Here is a 15572-nt window from a genome sequence, read left to right on the forward strand (position 1 = left end):
CCGCCGCCACCAGAAAAGGACTAACGCACATGCTGCTGATCCCATGCCCCAACTGCGGCCCGCGGGACGAAACCGAATTCCACTACGGGGGACAGGCTCACGTTCCGTACCCCGAGAACCCCAACGAGCTGAGCGACACGGAGTGGTCCCGCTACCTCTTCTACCGGGAGAACCCCAAAGGCATCTTCGCCGAGCGCTGGGTGCACAGCACCGGCTGCCGCCAGTGGTTCAACATGCTCCGCGACACAGTGAGCTATGACATCAAAGCTGTCTACCCGATGGGGGCGAAGCGGCCCGACCGCTCCCCGGACGGCGCACCCGAAACCGGGACCGCCAGCACCGGCCCTGACAGCACCACCACGGGAAGTGCGGCACCCAGCACCTCCGCCACGAGCATCCTCCGCACCACCGCCCCGGAAGGAGCGACCAAGTGACCTCCCAGAACGCCCGCCTGGCTACCGGCGCCCGCATCGACCGCACCATCTCCTGGCGCTTCACCGTGGACGGCGAGGAGTTCACCGGCCACCCCGGTGACACCCTTGCCTCCGCGCTGCTGGCCAACGGCCGCATCGCCGCCGGCAACTCCCTCTACGAGGACCGCCCCCGAGGCATCATGTCCGCCGGGGTGGAAGAGGCCAACGCCCTGGTCCGCGTGGAAGCCCGCTTCCCCGGCCACGTCGCCGAATCCATGCTTCCCGCCACCACCGTCTCCCTGGTGGACGGACTCCAGGCCACCCTGCTCAACGGGTTGGGCAAGCTGGACCCGGAGGACGACCGCGCCGAATACGACAAGAAGTACGTCCACACCGACGTCCTGGTGATCGGCGGCGGCCCCGCCGGACTCGCCGCAGCCCGCGAGGCTGTCCGCACCGGCGCCAGGGTGATGCTCCTCGACGACCAGCCCGAACTCGGCGGTTCCCTGCTCTCCGGCTCCACCGCCGAGGGCCTGGCCGAGACCATCGAAGGCAAGCCGGCCCTTGAATGGGTGGCCGACGTCGAAGCCGAACTGGTTTCCGGCGCCGAATCCACGGTCCTGAACCGCACTACCGCGTTCGGCGCCTACGACTCCAACTACGTCATCGCCGTCCAGAACCGCACCGACCACCTCAGCAGCCCCGCAGCTGCAGGTGTGTCCCGCCAGCGTATTTGGCACATCCGTGCCAGCCAGGTGGTGGTCGCCCCGGGCGCCCACGAACGTCCGCTGGTGTTCGAGAACAACGACCGCCCAGGCATCATGCTCGCCTCCGCCGTGCGCAGCTACCTGAACCGTTACGGCGTGGCCGCCGGCAAGCGCGTGGTCATCAGCACCACCAATGACAGCGCCTACGCCACCGCCGCCGACCTCGCCGCCGCAGGCGTCAAGGTCGCCGCCGTGGTGGACGCCCGCCCGGCCCTCACTGCGGTGGCCAGCGCCGCCGTCGAAGCCGGAATCCGGGTGCTCATCGGCAGCGCGGTGGCCAACACCTCCGCCGGCGCCGACGGCCGCCTGGACGGCGTGACCGTCCGCAGCATCAACGACGACGGCGAGCTCACCTCCGGCGTTGAGCAGATCGCAGCGGACCTGCTGGCTGTGTCCGGCGGCTGGAGCCCGCTGGTCCACCTGCACTCCCAGCGCCAGGGCAAGCTGCGCTGGGACGAAGAGCTGGCAGCCTTCGTGCCCAGCACCGAGGTCCCCGACCAGCAGACCATTGGTGCCGGCCGCGGCTCCTTCGCCACCGAAGACTGCGTTGCGGAGGGCATCTCCGCCGGCGCCAAGGCGGCCATCGCCGCCGGCTTCGAATCCGCCGTCGAGCCGTCCGTGTCCGGCGACCCGAAGGCCTCCGCCCCCACCCGCCAGCTGTGGCTGGTGCCGGGCGAGAGCGGCACTCCGGATGACTGGCACCACCACTTCGTGGACTTCCAGCGCGACCAGTCCGTGGCGGACGTCCTTCGCTCCACGGGCGCGGGCATGCGTTCGGTGGAACACATCAAGCGGTACACCTCCATCAGCACCGCCAACGACCAGGGCAAGACCTCCGGCGTCAACGCCATTGGCGTCATCGCCGCGGCGCTCCGCACTGCCGGCGAGGCCTCCCGCGGCATCGGCGACATTGGCACCACCACCTACCGCGCCCCCTTCACCCCGGTGGCCTTCGCCGCACTGGCCGGACGCCAGCGCGGGGAACTGTTCGACCCCGCCCGCGTCACGTCGATCCACCCCTGGCACGTGGCCAAGGGCGCGCTGTTCGAAGACGTCGGACAGTGGAAACGGCCCTGGTACTACCCGCAGGCCGGGGAAGACATGGATGCCGCCGTGCTGCGCGAATGCGCCGCCGTCCGCGAATCCGTGGGCTTCATGGACGCCACCACCCTGGGCAAGATCGAAATCCGCGGCAAGGACGCGGGGGAGTTCCTGAACCGGATGTACACCAACGCGTTCAAGAAGCTCGCCCCGGGTTCGGCACGGTACGGCGTCATGTGCACCCCGGACGGCATGATTTTCGACGACGGCGTGACCCTCCGCGTCGACGACGAGACCTACTTCATGACCACCACCACCGGCGGTGCCGCCAAGGTACTGGACTGGCTGGAGGAATGGCTGCAGACCGAGTGGCCGGAGCTGGACGTGCAGTGCACCTCCGTGACGGAACAGTGGAGCACCATCGCCGTCGTCGGGCCCAAGTCCCGCGAGGTCATCGCCCGTGTGGCCCCTGAACTGGCTGCCAACGGCGGCCTGGATGCAGAAGCCTTCCCGTTCATGACCTTCCGCGAAACCACCCTCGCCTCCGGCGTGCGGGCCCGGATCTGCCGGATCTCGTTCTCCGGTGAACTCGCCTACGAGATCAACGTCCCCGCCTGGTACGGGCTGAACACGTGGGAATCCGTTGCTGCTGCCGGGGCGGAGTTCAACATCACCCCCTACGGCACCGAAACCATGCACGTGCTGCGCGCCGAGAAGGGCTACCCGATCGTCGGGCAGGACACCGACGGCACCGTCACTCCGCAGGATGCCGGCATGGAATGGATCGTCTCCAAGGCGAAGGACTTCATCGGCAAGCGTTCCTACACCCGGTCGGACGCCCAGCGTGAGGACCGCAAGCACCTGGTCAGCGTCCTCCCCGTGGATGGCACGCTGCGGCTGCCCGAAGGCACCCAGCTCGTGGAAAAGGGACGTTCGACCAACCCCGCCTACGGCCCCGTGCCGATGGAAGGGTTCGTTACCTCCAGCTACCACAGCGCAGCGCTGGGCCGGTCGTTCGGCCTGGCCCTGATCAAGAACGGACGCAACCGCATCGGCGAAACGCTGGTGGCGGCCGCCGGCGACCAGCTGGTGGACGTGGTTGTCGCAGAAACAGTGCTTTTTGACTCTGAAGGGACCCGTAAAGATGGCTGAAACAGCAGCATCCCCGACCTCCGCCAAGACCAACGCCGAGAAGAACCTCGCCGCCCGCGTCAGCCCGGCGCGTCAGCTGGCGGAAGAATTCGCGGCTGGCTCCCTGGCAGGAACCGTTGAAATCTCCGAGGTGCCCTTCCTGACCATGGTGGGCCTCCGGGCACTCGCAGGATCCGCCGCGGCGGAGCGCCTGGCCGGTGTGACCGGCGGCCTCCCCGCCGGCTCCGGTGCCGTAGCCGGCAGCGGCGACGTGTCCGTCCTGTGGCTCGGCCCCGCCGAGTTCCTGGTGGTTGCATCCACCGAGGCGCACGAATCCCTGGGCGGGGACCTCATCCCCGCGCTCCGGGACGCGCTGGGCGGCGACGCGGGCCAGGTGGTGGACCTGTCCGCCAACCGGACCACGTTCGAACTGACGGGCCCCCGGGCCCGTGCCGTCCTGGAAAAGGGCTGCTCGCTGGACCTCCACCCGCGGGTCTTCAAGGCCGGGACCGCCTTCTCCACGGAAATCGCGAACATCCCCGCCATCCTGTGGAAGACCGGTGACGAGTCCTTCCGGATCTTCCCCCGTGCTTCGTTCGCCGAGTTCCTGGGCCGGTGGCTGCTGGACGCCATGCGGGAGTACGCCTCGCCAGAGGTCCCCTGATGGCGCTCAGCGTCCTTGACCTCTTTTCCGTTGGCATCGGGCCCTCGTCATCACACACGGTGGGCCCGATGCGGGCGGCCAAGCTGTTCGCGGATGGACTGAAGGGTGACGGCCAGCTGGCCGCCACCGCCCGCGTCCAGACCGAACTGTTCGGGTCGCTCGGCGCCACCGGCCGCGGCCACGGCTCGGACAAGGCAGTGGTCCTGGGGCTGAAAGGCCTGGACCCGGAAACCGTGGACACTTCCACCGCCGACGACCAGGTGGCAGCCGCCGCGCTGGACGCCGAACTGCACATTGCCGGGGTGCACCGGGTGGACTTCAACTGGGAAGAGGACGTGGTGCTCCACCGGCGCAAGTCCCTTCCCGCGCACCCCAACGGCATGACCTTCCGGGCCCTGGACCACACGGGCGCCGTGCTGAGCGAGCGGAGCTTCTACTCGATCGGCGGCGGCTTCGTGGTGGACGGCGACGCCGAGGGTGCGGACAAGGTGGTTCCGGATGACACCGTGCTGCCGTACCCGTTCTCCACGGCGGACGAACTGCTGCAGATCTGCAGCCGTGAAGGCATGTCCATCTCCGATGTCATGCTGGCCAACGAACTGACCTGGCGCAGCGAAGCGGAGCTCCGCGAACAGCTGCTGGGGCTGTGGGGCGTCATGCGTGAATGCGTGGAGAACGGCTGCAACGCCGAAGGCATCCTGCCCGGAGGCCTGAACGTCACCCGGCGGGCGCCCGCCCTGTTCCGCACCCTGACGGCCTCGGCCGCCTCCGCCGAAGCAGCGGCAGCGTCGCCGTCGCCCGTCCAGGCACCCGCGGATCCGCTGCTGGCGATGGAATGGGTGAACCTCTTCGCGCTGGCCGTGAACGAGGAGAACGCGGCCGGCGGCCGGATCGTCACCGCCCCCACCAACGGGGCCGCGGGCATTGTGCCGGCAGTCCTGCACTACTACGTGAAGTTTGTTCCAGGGGCCGACGACGATGGTGTGGTCCGCTTCCTGCTGGCGGCGGCCGCCGTCGGAATCCTGTTCAAACTGAACGCTTCCATCTCCGGCGCCGAAGTGGGCTGCCAGGGGGAGGTGGGCTCCGCCTGCTCGATGGCCGCGGCCGGGCTCTGCGAGGTGCTCGGCGGAACGCCGGCACAGGTGGAAAACGCCGCCGAGGTGGGCATCGAGCACAACCTGGGCCTGACCTGCGACCCCGTGGGCGGCCTGGTGCAGATCCCGTGCATTGAGCGGAATGCGATCGCCAGCGTGAAGGCGATCAACGCGGCCCGGCTGGCCCTGCACGGGGACGGCAGCCACAAGGTCTCGCTGGACAAGGCGATCAAGACCATGCGCGATACCGGAGCCGACATGAAAACCAAGTACAAGGAAACCTCCCGAGGAGGCCTCGCCGTGAATGTGATCGAGTGCTGAGCCATGACTGTTACTGAAACCCATATCCCCGCATCGAAGGCGCCCACCACCGTGGAACACGTCCTGACCCTGGACTGCCCGGAAGGGCCCGGCATTGTGCACGCCGTGTCCGGGTTCCTGCTGGAGCACGGCTGCGACATCATCGACAACAAGCAGTTCGGTGAGCGCTCCGAAGGCCACTTCTTCATGCGCGTGCACTTCGTCTCCGAAGGCGATGAGTCCACGCTGGAGAAGCTGCGGACCTCGTTCGCCCCGGTGGCGGAGAAGTTCGGCATGCGCTGGCAGCTGGAACGCCACGGGTCCAAGCGCAAGGTGCTGATCATGGTGTCCAAGTTTGGGCATTGCCTCAACGACCTGCTGTTCCGCGCCAGGGTCGGCGAACTTCCCGTTGAGGTGGTGGCCGTGGTGTCCAACCACCGGGACCACCAGGCACTGGTGGAGTGGCACGGCATCCCGTTCCACCACATCCCGGTCACGGCGGAGACCAAGCCCGCGGCCGAGGCTGCGCTCATGGAACTGGTGGACGGGCTCGACGTCGAACTCGTGGTGCTGGCCCGCTACATGCAGGTGCTCAGCGACGACCTGACCCGCAAACTGGACGGCCGGGCCATCAACATCCACCACTCGTTCCTCCCCAGCTTCAAGGGTGCCAAGCCGTACCACCAGGCGTACGCGCGGGGCGTCAAGACCGTCGGCGCCACCGCGCACTATGTCAACGCTGAACTGGACGAGGGACCCATCATCGCCCAGCAGGTGGTGGAGGTGGACCACACTTACGGGCCCGAAGACCTGGTGGCCGCCGGCCGCGACACGGAGTGCAAGGCCCTCTCCAACGCGGTGAAATGGCACTGCGAGGGCAGGGTCCTGCTGCAGGGAAACCGCACCGTGGTGCTGCGGTAGGCCTACTCAACTGAATACTGTCAGCGCGGCTGGCTGCCCTTTCCGGGTGGCCGGCCGCGCTTTGTTATGCCCGGCTGACTCTCCCCATGTTTAAGCGCGCCCGACGGCGTGTCCCCGCCACACGCCGTCGGCTGTGAGTGGTGCGGGCGGAAAGGTGGGGAATTTCAGCGCGGCTGCAGCGGCGGGAGGATGCCCGGACCTGCACTGCGCTGACAATCAACAACTCGTCGCTGGTGGACAAAGGGCTTCGGTGCCCCGCTGCCAAGCTGGATACCACCGCAATTTTCCTGAACTCATGACCGTTAAGAAGGATCCAATGAGTATTTCGAATTCCGAGCCCCGGACCACTGACGCTCCGGCCAAGGAGCATTCAACGGCACTGCGTGCCGGCAGCATCGGCGTCCTGGGCATCCTCTTCTTCGTCCTGTCGGCACAGGCTCCCCTCACCGGGATCGTCGGCGCAGCGCCGCTTGCCGCAGCGCTCGGTAACGGTGCCGGCGCACCCGGCGCCTACCTGATCGTGGGCATCGTCATCGTGATCTTCGCAGTGGGGTTCGTGGCGATGAGCCGCAAGATCCAGGCCAACGGCGCCTTCTACGCCTACGTGACGGCGGCATTCGGCAGGCGGACGGGAGCCGGTGCGGCGTGGCTGGCACTGCTGGCTTACAGTACCGTCCAGGCCGCCATGTACGGGCTCTACGGCGCTGCCTTCTCCGGGCTCCTGGCCTCTGCCGGGCTGGCCATTCCCTGGTGGTTGCTGGCCCTGGCCACCATGGCCGGCGTCCAGGTTCTGGGCTCCCTCAACATCGAACTCGGTGCGCGCGTGCTGGCCGTGCTGGTGGGCCTGGAGGTGGCCATCCTGCTGATGTTCGGCTTCACCGTGCTGTTGCACGGCGGCGGCCCGGAAGGCATCAGCGTGGCCGCGTCCTTCTCCCCGGAAGCCATCGGCGCAGGAGCTCCCGGTGTTGCCATCATGTTCGCGGTGGCCTCCATGTTCGGCTTCGAGTCCACGGCCATCTACTCCGCCGAGGCGAAGGATCCGCACCGCACCGTGGCCCGGGCAACTTACCTGTCCGTCGGCGTGATCTCGGTGTTCTTCGCCTTTATTTCCTGGATGCTGGTGAGCTATTACGGCCCCTCGCAGGTGATGGGCGCCGCGGGCGCCGCGCTCGAATCAGGGGATGCCACCTCCTTCGTGCTGGGCCCGCTCGTAGAACTGTTCGGCCCCTGGGCGGGCATCGTGGCCGGCATCCTGCTGGTCACCTCGCTGCTCGCCGGCATCATCGCCTTCCACAACGGCATCAACCGCTACCTCCACTCCCTGGCACTGCGTGGTTCCATGCCCGCCGTCCTCGCCCGGACCAACCGGCACCGGGCACCTGCCGTGGCAGCCTGGGTCCAGTCCGCCACCGCCGTCGTGCTGGTGGTGCCCTTCGCCATCCTGGCCCTGGATCCTGTCCTGACTCTGTTTTCCTGGTTCAGCGGCCTGGCCGTGGCGGCACTGCTGGTGCTGTACATGCTGTGTTCCGCGGCCGTCGTCGCGTTCTTCCGCCGGGAGCGCGCGGGAGCCCAACTGTGGCAGACCCGCGTCGCTCCCGTCCTGGCGGCGGTCCTGTTGGCTTGGGTTTTGTCCCTGGTGGCCAGCAACTTCACCGCCCTCATCAGGGGCAGCGCCGAGACTGCTGCTGCCCTGCTGGTGGCGGTCCCGGTGGTCTTCCTGGCGGGAGTCCTGGTGGAATCGGCCATCCAGCGACGCCAGCACGTTGGCTCCCTGGGCCACGCGCTCACTTAGCCGGCAGGGACTCTCTGGCCCGGCGCGGAACATCCTGTCCGCGCCGGGCCAGTGCGCGTGCCGCCACGAACAGCCCTGCCAGGAGCAGCGCGGCCAACCACGCAACGGCGGCCGAACGCGGCCAGAGACCGGCCAGGCCCAGGAACGGGGGGACAGTGGCAGTAACCTGGCTGGCCAGCACCAGCGCCCAGCCGGTGAACGGCTCCAGCCGCGCGGCCCCGAGTGCAGCAGAGGTGAACAACAGCCCCCACAGCACCGCCCAGCACACCCAGAGCACCGCGAGCAGCGGGTCCGTACCGAGCCAGGCGCCCGCCAGCAGGAGGCCGAAGAACGCCACCATGCCGCAGAACCAGCCCAGGCCGGTCGAGCCCAGCCCCAGCAGGCCATCCAGTCCGGCATAGGCGTACTTCAGCCCGAAAAGGAACATGCCGGCGGCCGCCAGAAGGTCTTCAGTGCCGGTACTCCCGGTGGAAAGATGGACGACGCCGAGCACCAGCTGGGTGCCGCCGAGCAGCAGGCTGAAGGTGGCGGCGTCGATGCGGGGGAGGCGTTCGAGGGTCGCCAGCCCGTTGATCAGCAGCGCGGCCCCGGAGAGAAGCAGGCAAATGAAGGGCATCAGCGCGCCTCTCCTGGAGAGAATCGCTTGAACCAAGCTCTCACAATGTGGAATATCCTTGTCACATTACGGAGATTATCCGACCTGGACCGGTCCGCCTACTGCTCCCCGGTCGTAATCCGATAAGTTGAAGAGTAAACCTATGGGGCGACGTTGCTTTTGCGCTGTCCCTCGTTTCGGCTCAGAGGTAAGGAACAGTTCATGGACGCACGGCTCGAAGCCATTAAGGACACCGTCCTGGCCCGGAATCCCGGTGAGGCGGAGTTCCACCAGGCAGTGGTGGAGGTCTTCGAAAGCCTTGGGCCGGTCCACGACAGGCATCCGGAATTCCTGGAGGCCGCCATCCTGGAACGCCTTTGCGAGCCTGAACGCCAGATCATTTTCCGCGTTCCGTGGACCGATGACGCCGGCCGCGTCCAGATCAACCGCGGTTTCCGGGTGGAATTCAACTCTGCGCTGGGCCCGTACAAGGGGGGCCTGCGCTTCCACCCGTCCGTCTACCTGGGCATCGTCAAATTCCTCGGCTTCGAGCAGATCTTCAAAAATGCCCTGACCGGCATGCCAATCGGCGGCGGCAAGGGTGGCGCCGATTTCGATCCGCGGGGCCGCAGCGACGCCGAAGTGATGCGCTTCTGCCAGTCCTTCATGACCGAGCTCTACCGCCACATCGGCGAATACACCGACGTTCCGGCCGGCGACATCGGCGTGGGCGGCCGCGAGATCGGTTACCTCTTCGGCCAGTACAAGCGGATCACCAACCGCTACGAGTCCGGCGTGCTCACCGGCAAGGGCATTTCCTGGGGAGGCTCCCTGGTCCGTCCCGAAGCCACCGGCTTCGGCACCGTCATCTTCACCCAGGAAATGCTGAAAACGCGCGGGGCCTCCTTTGATGGCCAGCGCGTGGTGGTGTCCGGCTCCGGCAACGTGGCCATTAACGCCATCGCCAAAGCCCAGTCCCTCGGAGCCGTGGTGGTGGCCTGCTCCGACTCGTCAGGGTACGTCGTGGACGAGTCGGGAATCGACGTCGCGCTCCTCCGCGAGGTCAAGGAAGTGCAGCGCGGCCGCCTGAAGGATTACGCAGAACGCCGTGGTGGTGTCACGTATGTGGACAGCGGCTCAGTGTGGGACGTCGATGCGACCGTGGCGCTTCCCTGCGCCACGCAGAACGAGCTCGACGGCGCTGCTGCCGCCCGCCTGGTGGGCAACGGCCTGCTCGCCATCGGCGAAGGCGCCAACATGCCCTCCACCCGCGACGCTGTTGCGGTGTTCCAGGAGGCGGGCGTCCTGTTCGGGCCGGGCAAGGCCGCCAACGCCGGCGGGGTGGCAACCTCGGCCCTGGAAATGCAGCAGAACGCAAGCCGCGATTCATGGTCCTTCGAGCACACCGAAGAGCGGCTGACCGAGATCATGGTGGGCATCCACGACCGCTGTGCCGCCACCGCCGAGGAATACGGCGAACCCGGCAACTACGTGCTCGGCGCCAACATCGGCGGGTTCGTCAAGGTAGCCGACGCCATGCTGGCGCAGGGGTTGATCTAGGAAACGCCTGCATCAGCCCCGGCGCCATTCGCTGGGTGAGACACCAAAAGCATCCCGGAACGTGCGGCTGAAATGGGCGGCATCCAGGAACCCCCAGCGGGCAGCAACCGTGCCGACGGACTGCCCGGCATGCAGCGGGTCGCGGAGGTCGCGGCGTGCGCCTTCGAGCCGCTGTGTCCGGATCCAGCTGGCTACGGTGGTCCCCGACTCGTGGAAAACGTTGTGCAGGTGCCGGGTGGAGATGAAATGCGCCGCGGCGATGCTTGCCGGTGACAGCAGGGGATCGGCCAGGTTGGCTTCGATGTACTCGCGGACCGAGACGGCCAGCAGGGCCTGCGGCTTCATGCGGTCCGGCGTGATGTCCATTTCCGCGTGCAGCATGGTGGACACCAGGTCCAGGGCGTTGGTGGCCAGCCTTGAGCCACTGGGACCGTTCAGGACGTCCAGGTTCGCCGACAGTTCGCGGATGAACTGGCCCACGATTCCGCTCAGGCCCCCGCTTCCCATGCGCACGGCGGCGAGCTGCCCCACGTAGTCCGCGGGCAGGGACAGGGCATCGCAGGGAAACATCAGGACCATGATCCTGGTGCTGTCCTCGAAGGCAAGGGTGTACGGGCGGTTGGTGTCGTAGATTGCCAGGTCGCCGGGCTGGAGGACGGCTTCGCGGTTGTCCTGGATCAGCAGGCCCGTGCCTTCCAGCTGCAGGTTCAGCTTGAAATAGCGCTCATGGGACTGTGCGATCAGTGCCGGGGTGCGGTGGACCTCGTGGGAGGTGGCGGTGACCTCCACGATGGACATCCGGTCCAGCACCCGGGCCCGCATGCGGCCCTGGAAGCCGTCAACGTCGGCGGTCCGTGCGGCGAGGGGAACGAAGGATTCCGCCACCAGGTGCTTCCAATGGTCAAACGACGCGGCCACCCTGGACGTCAGGTCCTGGTGTGGGATGCGGGCTGTGGTTGCTGCTTGCATGGATGTTCCTCGCGACGGATGGCCACTTCACGTTTCCCCCGGAACTGTGTCCTGCGACACAGTTCCCCCAGACTAGCGGGCGGATACTCTTTTTTCAACGGTCGGCGAAAATAAGAAGTTCGTCTTTCCAGCCGCAGCCCAGACTCCCGTGCCATGATCGGGCCATGAGGTCCATGACGGCTGCCGGTGACCACTACCGGAACTTCGACTCCCGCGCGCACCACTCCCGGCTCCGGATGGTGGTGATGCTCGCCGTCGGCCTTGTTGCGGGACTGGCGGTTGGCACCTTCGGCACGTGGACGTATGCCCCGGCGCTCGGCTGGGCCGCCGCCTCGGCCACCTACCTCATCTGGGTCTGGAGCGTCATCGGGCGCCTGGGCCCTGCGGCCACTGCTGCGCATGCCAGGCGGGAGGATCCCGGCAGGGTCTTTTCGGACGCGCTGGTCCTGGGTGCCACCGTGGCCAGCTTTGCGGGAGTGGCCCTGATCCTGCTTGACGCCGCCAGTGAGCAGGGGGGTGCCAAGGATGCCACGGTTGCCATGGCGCTGGGCAGCATTGCCCTCTCGTGGTTCCTGGTCCACACACTGTTCACCTTGCGGTATGCGGCCATCTATTACCGCGACGGCACGGGTGTGGATTTCAACGAGGGGAGCCAGCCCCGGTACTCGGACTTTGCCTACCTGGCCTTCACAGTGGGCATGACGTTCCAGGTATCGGACACCGACCTGAAGACCACTGCCATCCGCTCTACGGTCCTGCGCCAGGCGCTGCTTTCCTACCTGCTCGGCGCCATCGTCCTGGCCACCACCATCAACCTGGTGTCGGGGCTGATCCACTGAGCGTCCCGGCGTCCCGGCCAAGCCGGGCGCTTAAACGCAATGGGTGCAACTCCGGTTGGAGTTGCACCCATTATGCGAGCGCCGACTAGTCCTTCTTGAAGGCGTCCTTGACGTGTTCGCCGGCCTGCTTGAGGTCCGACTTTGCCTGGTCCGTCTGGCCTTCGGCCTTCAGGCTCTCGTCGCCCGTGGCGTTTCCGGCAGCTTCCTTGCCCTTGCCGCCGAGCTTCTCTGCAGCGTTGCCGATCTTGTCATCCAAACCCATGGAGATGCTCCTTACAGTTCGTGCCCGCTCCGGCATCTGCCAGAACCTGACCCACCAATAGTAAGCATACTTTCGAGTTTGCCGCTCATTTCCGGCCGGGAATTTTGCCGAGGAGCGCGAGATAGCCCTCAAGCTGGGCGGCATGGCCAAAATCCGCCTCGCCTTCCGGCGCCAGGGCCGCCTCGATCTGGGCTCCCAGCAGCATGTTCAGCAGCTGCCCGGCAAGGATGGAATCGTCGACGGCGGCGGTCACGTCGCCGCTGTCCCTCGCCTCTGCCAGGAAGCGCCGGATGGCCGCCAGCCATTCATTCATTGACTGCTGGTGGATCGCCGCCTTCCGGGGGTCGTTGATGGCCCGTTGCCAGAACGGGACCACGATGCGTGCCTCGTTGACGCGCTCTTCGTCGAGGGGGAGGACCTCGAGGGAAAAGGCGCGCAGCGCGTCCAGGCCCGTCCGCCCGGCCGTGACCTCTGCGATGCGCCGGTTGGTCCTGTTGAAAACGTGGCTGAAGGCGAATTCGAGCAGGGTGTCCTTGGTGGGGAAGTAGGGTTTCAGGGCACCGTTGGCAAAGCCTGCCTCCGTGGCGATCTCGCGCATGGTGGCGCTTTCAAGGCCCTGCCGGGCGATGATCCGCCAGGTGGCATCCACGAGTTCCAGGCGGCGCTCATCATGGTCAACTATCTTCGGCACCGCGGCCACTCCCCGGAAATTTTTCGCTCAGACTCTTGTGGGCCATGTTACGGACGTTTATTCTCTACAACTATAGAAAATAAACCAGTGGCCGGTGACGGCCCGGACAAAGGCTCTTCCCATGACTCTCGCAGCAACCGAAACCGCCTCCGCCTTCCGCCTGGCAACCGCGGAGGAAATCCTGGACGTCCGCGCCCTTCTGCAGGCGGAAGGCTACCTGGGTGCCCGGCACCGCATCGCCTATCTCGGCCTGCTGGATCCGGCGCGGGGCGCGGAAACGCAGGCGGACCGCCGTTTCCGGGTCTTCATCCACGACGTCTCCGGGGCTGCGCCGCGGGACGTCGTTGTCTCCGTTACCCAGCAAAAGGTGCTCTCCGCCGTCGTCCTGGACACTGCAGTGACCGGCGAGCTGCCGGTCTTGGAGGAGGAGTTCGAAGTGGTGGAGTCCCTCCTCGCCACTGACGAACGGTGGCTTACGGCACTCGCGGCCAGGGGCCTCGACGTCCAAAAGGTCCGCGTGGCCCCGCTCTCGGCCGGCGTCTTCGAATACGGCGAAGAGAAGGGCCGCCGCATCCTCCGCGGCCTGGCGTTCGTGCAGGATTTCCCCGAGGACAGCGCCTGGGCACACCCGGTGGACGGCCTGGTGGCCTACGTGGACGTTGTCAGCAGGGAAGTCACCCATGTCATCGACCTCGGTGCCATGCCCATCCCGGCCGAGCACGGCAACTACACCGACCCCGAACTGACCGGGCCGGTCCGCGAAACCCAGAAACCCATCAGCATCACCCAGCCGGAGGGCCCCAGCTTCACTGTCACGGGCGGCAACCACGTGGAGTGGGAAAAATGGAGCGTGGACGTGGGCTTCGATGTCCGCGAAGGCGTGGTCCTGCACAACCTCGCGTTTCGGGACGGCGGCCGGAAACGGCAGATCTTCAACCGCGCGTCCATCGCCGAGATGGTGGTGCCGTACGGTGACCCGTCGCCCGTCCGGTCCTGGCAGAACTACTTCGACACCGGCGAATACCTGGTTGGCCAGTACGCCAACTCCCTGGAACTGGGCTGCGACTGCCTGGGTGAGATCACCTACCTCAGCCCGGTCATCAGCGACGCCTTCGGCACCCCGCGGGAAATCCGCAACGGCATCTGCATGCACGAGGAGGACTGGAGTATCCTCTCCAAGCACTCCGACCTCTGGAGCGGCGTCACCTACACCCGCCGCAACCGCCGGCTGGTCATCTCCTTCTTCACCACGATCGGCAACTACGACTACGGCTTCTACTGGTACCTCTACCTGGATGGAACCATCGAATTCGAGGCCAAAGCCACCGGCATTGTGTTCACCTCCGCGTTCCCCGAGGGCGGCTCGGACAACATCTCCCAACTGGCGCCCGGCCTGGGCGCCCCCTTCCACCAGCACCTCTTCAGCGCCCGGCTGGACATGGCCATCGACGGCTTCAGCAACCGCGTGGAGGAGGAGGACGTCATCCGCCAGGCCATGGGGCCAGGAAACGAACGGGGCAACGCGTTCTCCCGCAGGCGTACCGTCCTGGCCCGCGAGTCCGAAGGCGTCCGGGAAGCCGACGCCCGCGCCGGCCGCACCTGGATCATTTCCAACCCGGGGTCAAGGAACCGGCTGGGCGAGCCCGTGGGCTACAAACTGCACTCCCACAACCAGCCCACGCTGCTGGCAGACCCGGACTCCTCCATCGCCCGCCGCGCCGCCTTTGCCACCAAAGACCTCTGGGTCACCCGGTACGCCGAGGACGAGCAGTACCCCACGGGCGACTTCGTGAACCAGCACGCCGGCGGCGCGGGCCTGCCGGCCTACATCGCGCAGGACCGGGACATCGACGGCCAGGACATCGTGGTGTGGCACACCTTCGGCCTGACCCACTTCCCCCGGGTGGAGGACTGGCCCATCATGCCCGTGGACACCGTCGGCTTCAAGCTGCGGCCGGAGGGCTTCTTCGACCGCAGTCCGGTCCTGGACGTTCCCGCCAACCCCAACCAGCAGGAATCCTCCTGCCATGCCGAGGGCAGCAGCGGTGGCTGCCACTAGCCTGACCCCCGCCCCGGCAGGGAGCACGACAGCGGCTGGACGGGACCGTGCCCTGCGGGTCCATGCCCAACGGCCAGTCCAGCATGCCCGGCTGGTTGCCATCGTTACCGCCGTCTCCTGCGCGGCCCACGTATGGCTGGCCGTATTCGGGCGCCACGGCACGTGGCTTGGCGTGCTCATGCTGGCACTCGCCGCGGTCTGCGCTCCCTGCGCGGTCCATATCTGGCGGCACAGCCGGGTGGGTGCGCTGCACCAGGTCACCATCGCTGCCGTGGCGATGGCTGCCCTTCATGCAGCACTGCTGCTTGGCGCCGGCGGTGCCGGGCACGTGCACGGCGGCCAGCCGCCGTCGTCCGCTGGAAGCGGCTCCGGCAGCACGGACCTGCTGCTGGTTATCGCCTTGGAACTAACGACGGCGGTGCTCGCCGCCACGCTGGTAGCCCGGCTCCGGCGGTCCTGCCGGTAGGCCGTCGA

General features: G+C 67.1%; 14 protein-coding genes. 10 read left to right on the plus strand and 4 right to left on the minus strand.

Annotated features, from left to right (window positions below; all coding sequences use genetic code 11):
* Nucleotides 1-29: 29 nt before the first annotated feature.
* The 6 genes from NIBR502771_RS07055 to NIBR502771_RS07080 all read left to right on the plus strand — a co-directional run bounded on the left by NIBR502771_RS07055 (nucleotide 30) and on the right by NIBR502771_RS07080 (nucleotide 8123).
* The gene (locus NIBR502771_RS07055; RefSeq protein WP_141159111.1) at nucleotides 30-434 is read left to right on the plus strand and encodes a sarcosine oxidase subunit delta; all 405 of its coding nucleotides are present in this window, start codon (nucleotides 30-32) and stop codon (nucleotides 432-434) included.
* Nucleotides 431-3373 carry a sarcosine oxidase subunit alpha family protein gene (locus NIBR502771_RS07060; RefSeq protein ID WP_141159112.1) on the plus strand — a complete coding sequence of 981 codons (2943 nt, stop codon included), beginning with the start codon at nucleotides 431-433 and terminating at the stop codon, nucleotides 3371-3373. The genes NIBR502771_RS07055 and NIBR502771_RS07060 overlap by 4 nt, the downstream gene beginning before the upstream one ends.
* Entirely contained in the window at nucleotides 3366-4016 is a 651-nt protein-coding gene (locus NIBR502771_RS07065; RefSeq protein WP_141159113.1) for a sarcosine oxidase subunit gamma, read from the plus strand. The genes NIBR502771_RS07060 and NIBR502771_RS07065 overlap by 8 nt, the downstream gene beginning before the upstream one ends.
* Nucleotides 4016-5431, plus strand: coding sequence for an L-serine ammonia-lyase (locus NIBR502771_RS07070; RefSeq protein WP_141159114.1), 1416 nt, complete (start codon nucleotides 4016-4018; stop codon nucleotides 5429-5431). The genes NIBR502771_RS07065 and NIBR502771_RS07070 overlap by 1 nt, the downstream gene beginning before the upstream one ends.
* Before the next feature lie 3 nt (nucleotides 5432-5434).
* Nucleotides 5435-6331 (plus strand): formyltetrahydrofolate deformylase, encoded by an 897-nt coding sequence (gene purU / locus NIBR502771_RS07075; RefSeq protein ID WP_141159115.1) that lies wholly within the window; start codon nucleotides 5435-5437, stop codon nucleotides 6329-6331.
* 316 nt (nucleotides 6332-6647) lie between these two features.
* A complete protein-coding gene (locus NIBR502771_RS07080) occupies nucleotides 6648-8123 on the plus strand; it encodes an APC family permease (protein ID WP_141159116.1) in 1476 nt (491 codons plus the stop codon).
* On the opposite strand, the gene NIBR502771_RS07085 is transcribed toward NIBR502771_RS07080, so the two are convergent.
* Nucleotides 8116-8739: an AmiS/UreI family transporter gene (locus tag NIBR502771_RS07085; protein WP_141159117.1), complete on the minus strand. Its 624-nt coding sequence runs from the start codon at nucleotides 8737-8739 to the stop codon at nucleotides 8116-8118. The two genes, NIBR502771_RS07080 and NIBR502771_RS07085, sit on opposite strands and share 8 nt — an antisense overlap.
* A 201-nt stretch (nucleotides 8740-8940) precedes the next feature.
* Between NIBR502771_RS07085 and gdhA the strand changes: the two genes are divergently transcribed.
* Complete coding sequence (gene gdhA, locus NIBR502771_RS07090) at nucleotides 8941-10278, plus strand: NADP-specific glutamate dehydrogenase (protein ID WP_141159118.1); 1338 nt, start codon at nucleotides 8941-8943, stop codon at nucleotides 10276-10278.
* A gap of 12 nt (nucleotides 10279-10290) precedes the next feature.
* Here the strand turns inward: gdhA and NIBR502771_RS07095 are convergent, their stop codons facing one another.
* Nucleotides 10291-11247 carry a helix-turn-helix domain-containing protein gene (locus NIBR502771_RS07095; protein WP_141159119.1) on the minus strand — a complete coding sequence of 319 codons (957 nt, stop codon included), beginning with the start codon at nucleotides 11245-11247 and terminating at the stop codon, nucleotides 10291-10293.
* Between the two features lie 164 nt (nucleotides 11248-11411).
* Here NIBR502771_RS07095 and NIBR502771_RS07100 point away from each other — a divergent pair, with 164 nt between their 5' ends.
* On the plus strand, nucleotides 11412-12086 hold the full coding sequence (locus NIBR502771_RS07100) for a DUF1345 domain-containing protein (RefSeq protein ID WP_141159120.1): 675 nt from the start codon (nucleotides 11412-11414) through the stop codon (nucleotides 12084-12086).
* A gap of 85 nt (nucleotides 12087-12171) precedes the next feature.
* Here the strand turns inward: NIBR502771_RS07100 and NIBR502771_RS07105 are convergent, their stop codons facing one another.
* Both NIBR502771_RS07105 and NIBR502771_RS07110 read right to left on the minus strand, forming a co-directional pair.
* Nucleotides 12172-12348, minus strand: coding sequence for a CsbD family protein (locus NIBR502771_RS07105; RefSeq protein WP_018770044.1), 177 nt, complete (start codon nucleotides 12346-12348; stop codon nucleotides 12172-12174).
* Between the two features lie 85 nt (nucleotides 12349-12433).
* Nucleotides 12434-13039 carry a TetR/AcrR family transcriptional regulator gene (locus NIBR502771_RS07110; RefSeq protein ID WP_141159121.1) on the minus strand — a complete coding sequence of 202 codons (606 nt, stop codon included), beginning with the start codon at nucleotides 13037-13039 and terminating at the stop codon, nucleotides 12434-12436.
* A gap of 121 nt (nucleotides 13040-13160) precedes the next feature.
* Here NIBR502771_RS07110 and NIBR502771_RS07115 point away from each other — a divergent pair, with 121 nt between their 5' ends.
* Nucleotides 13161-15098, plus strand: coding sequence for a primary-amine oxidase (locus NIBR502771_RS07115; protein WP_141159122.1), 1938 nt, complete (start codon nucleotides 13161-13163; stop codon nucleotides 15096-15098).
* Entirely contained in the window at nucleotides 15067-15564 is a 498-nt protein-coding gene (locus tag NIBR502771_RS07120) for a hypothetical protein (RefSeq protein WP_246839832.1), read from the plus strand. Before NIBR502771_RS07115 ends, NIBR502771_RS07120 begins: the two co-directional genes overlap by 32 nt.
* Nucleotides 15565-15572: the final 8 nt, after the last annotated feature.

This window comes from Pseudarthrobacter sp. NIBRBAC000502771, assembly GCF_006517215.1.
GTDB lineage: Bacteria > Actinomycetota > Actinomycetes > Actinomycetales > Micrococcaceae > Arthrobacter > Arthrobacter niigatensis.

Bases quoted from the DNA above. Each gene is read 5' to 3' on its own strand.
- NIBR502771_RS07065 (WP_141159113.1), top strand. From the start codon at position 3,366: ATGGCTGAAACAGCAGCATCCCCGACCTCCGCCAAGACCAACGCCGAG.
- NIBR502771_RS07095 (WP_141159119.1), bottom strand. From the start codon at position 11,247: ATGCAAGCAGCAACCACAGCCCGCATCCCACACCAGGACCTGACGTCC.
- NIBR502771_RS07100 (WP_141159120.1), top strand. From the start codon at position 11,412: ATGAGGTCCATGACGGCTGCCGGTGACCACTACCGGAACTTCGACTCC.
- NIBR502771_RS07070 (WP_141159114.1), top strand. From the start codon at position 4,016: ATGGCGCTCAGCGTCCTTGACCTCTTTTCCGTTGGCATCGGGCCCTCG.
- gdhA (WP_141159118.1), top strand. From the start codon at position 8,941: ATGGACGCACGGCTCGAAGCCATTAAGGACACCGTCCTGGCCCGGAAT.
- purU (WP_141159115.1), top strand. From the start codon at position 5,435: ATGACTGTTACTGAAACCCATATCCCCGCATCGAAGGCGCCCACCACC.
- NIBR502771_RS07055 (WP_141159111.1), top strand. From the start codon at position 30: ATGCTGCTGATCCCATGCCCCAACTGCGGCCCGCGGGACGAAACCGAA.
- NIBR502771_RS07105 (WP_018770044.1), bottom strand. From the start codon at position 12,348: ATGGGTTTGGATGACAAGATCGGCAACGCTGCAGAGAAGCTCGGCGGC.
- NIBR502771_RS07080 (WP_141159116.1), top strand. From the start codon at position 6,648: ATGAGTATTTCGAATTCCGAGCCCCGGACCACTGACGCTCCGGCCAAG.
- NIBR502771_RS07085 (WP_141159117.1), bottom strand. From the start codon at position 8,739: ATGCCCTTCATTTGCCTGCTTCTCTCCGGGGCCGCGCTGCTGATCAAC.
- NIBR502771_RS07120 (WP_246839832.1), top strand. From the start codon at position 15,067: ATGCCGAGGGCAGCAGCGGTGGCTGCCACTAGCCTGACCCCCGCCCCG.
- NIBR502771_RS07115 (WP_141159122.1), top strand. From the start codon at position 13,161: ATGACTCTCGCAGCAACCGAAACCGCCTCCGCCTTCCGCCTGGCAACC.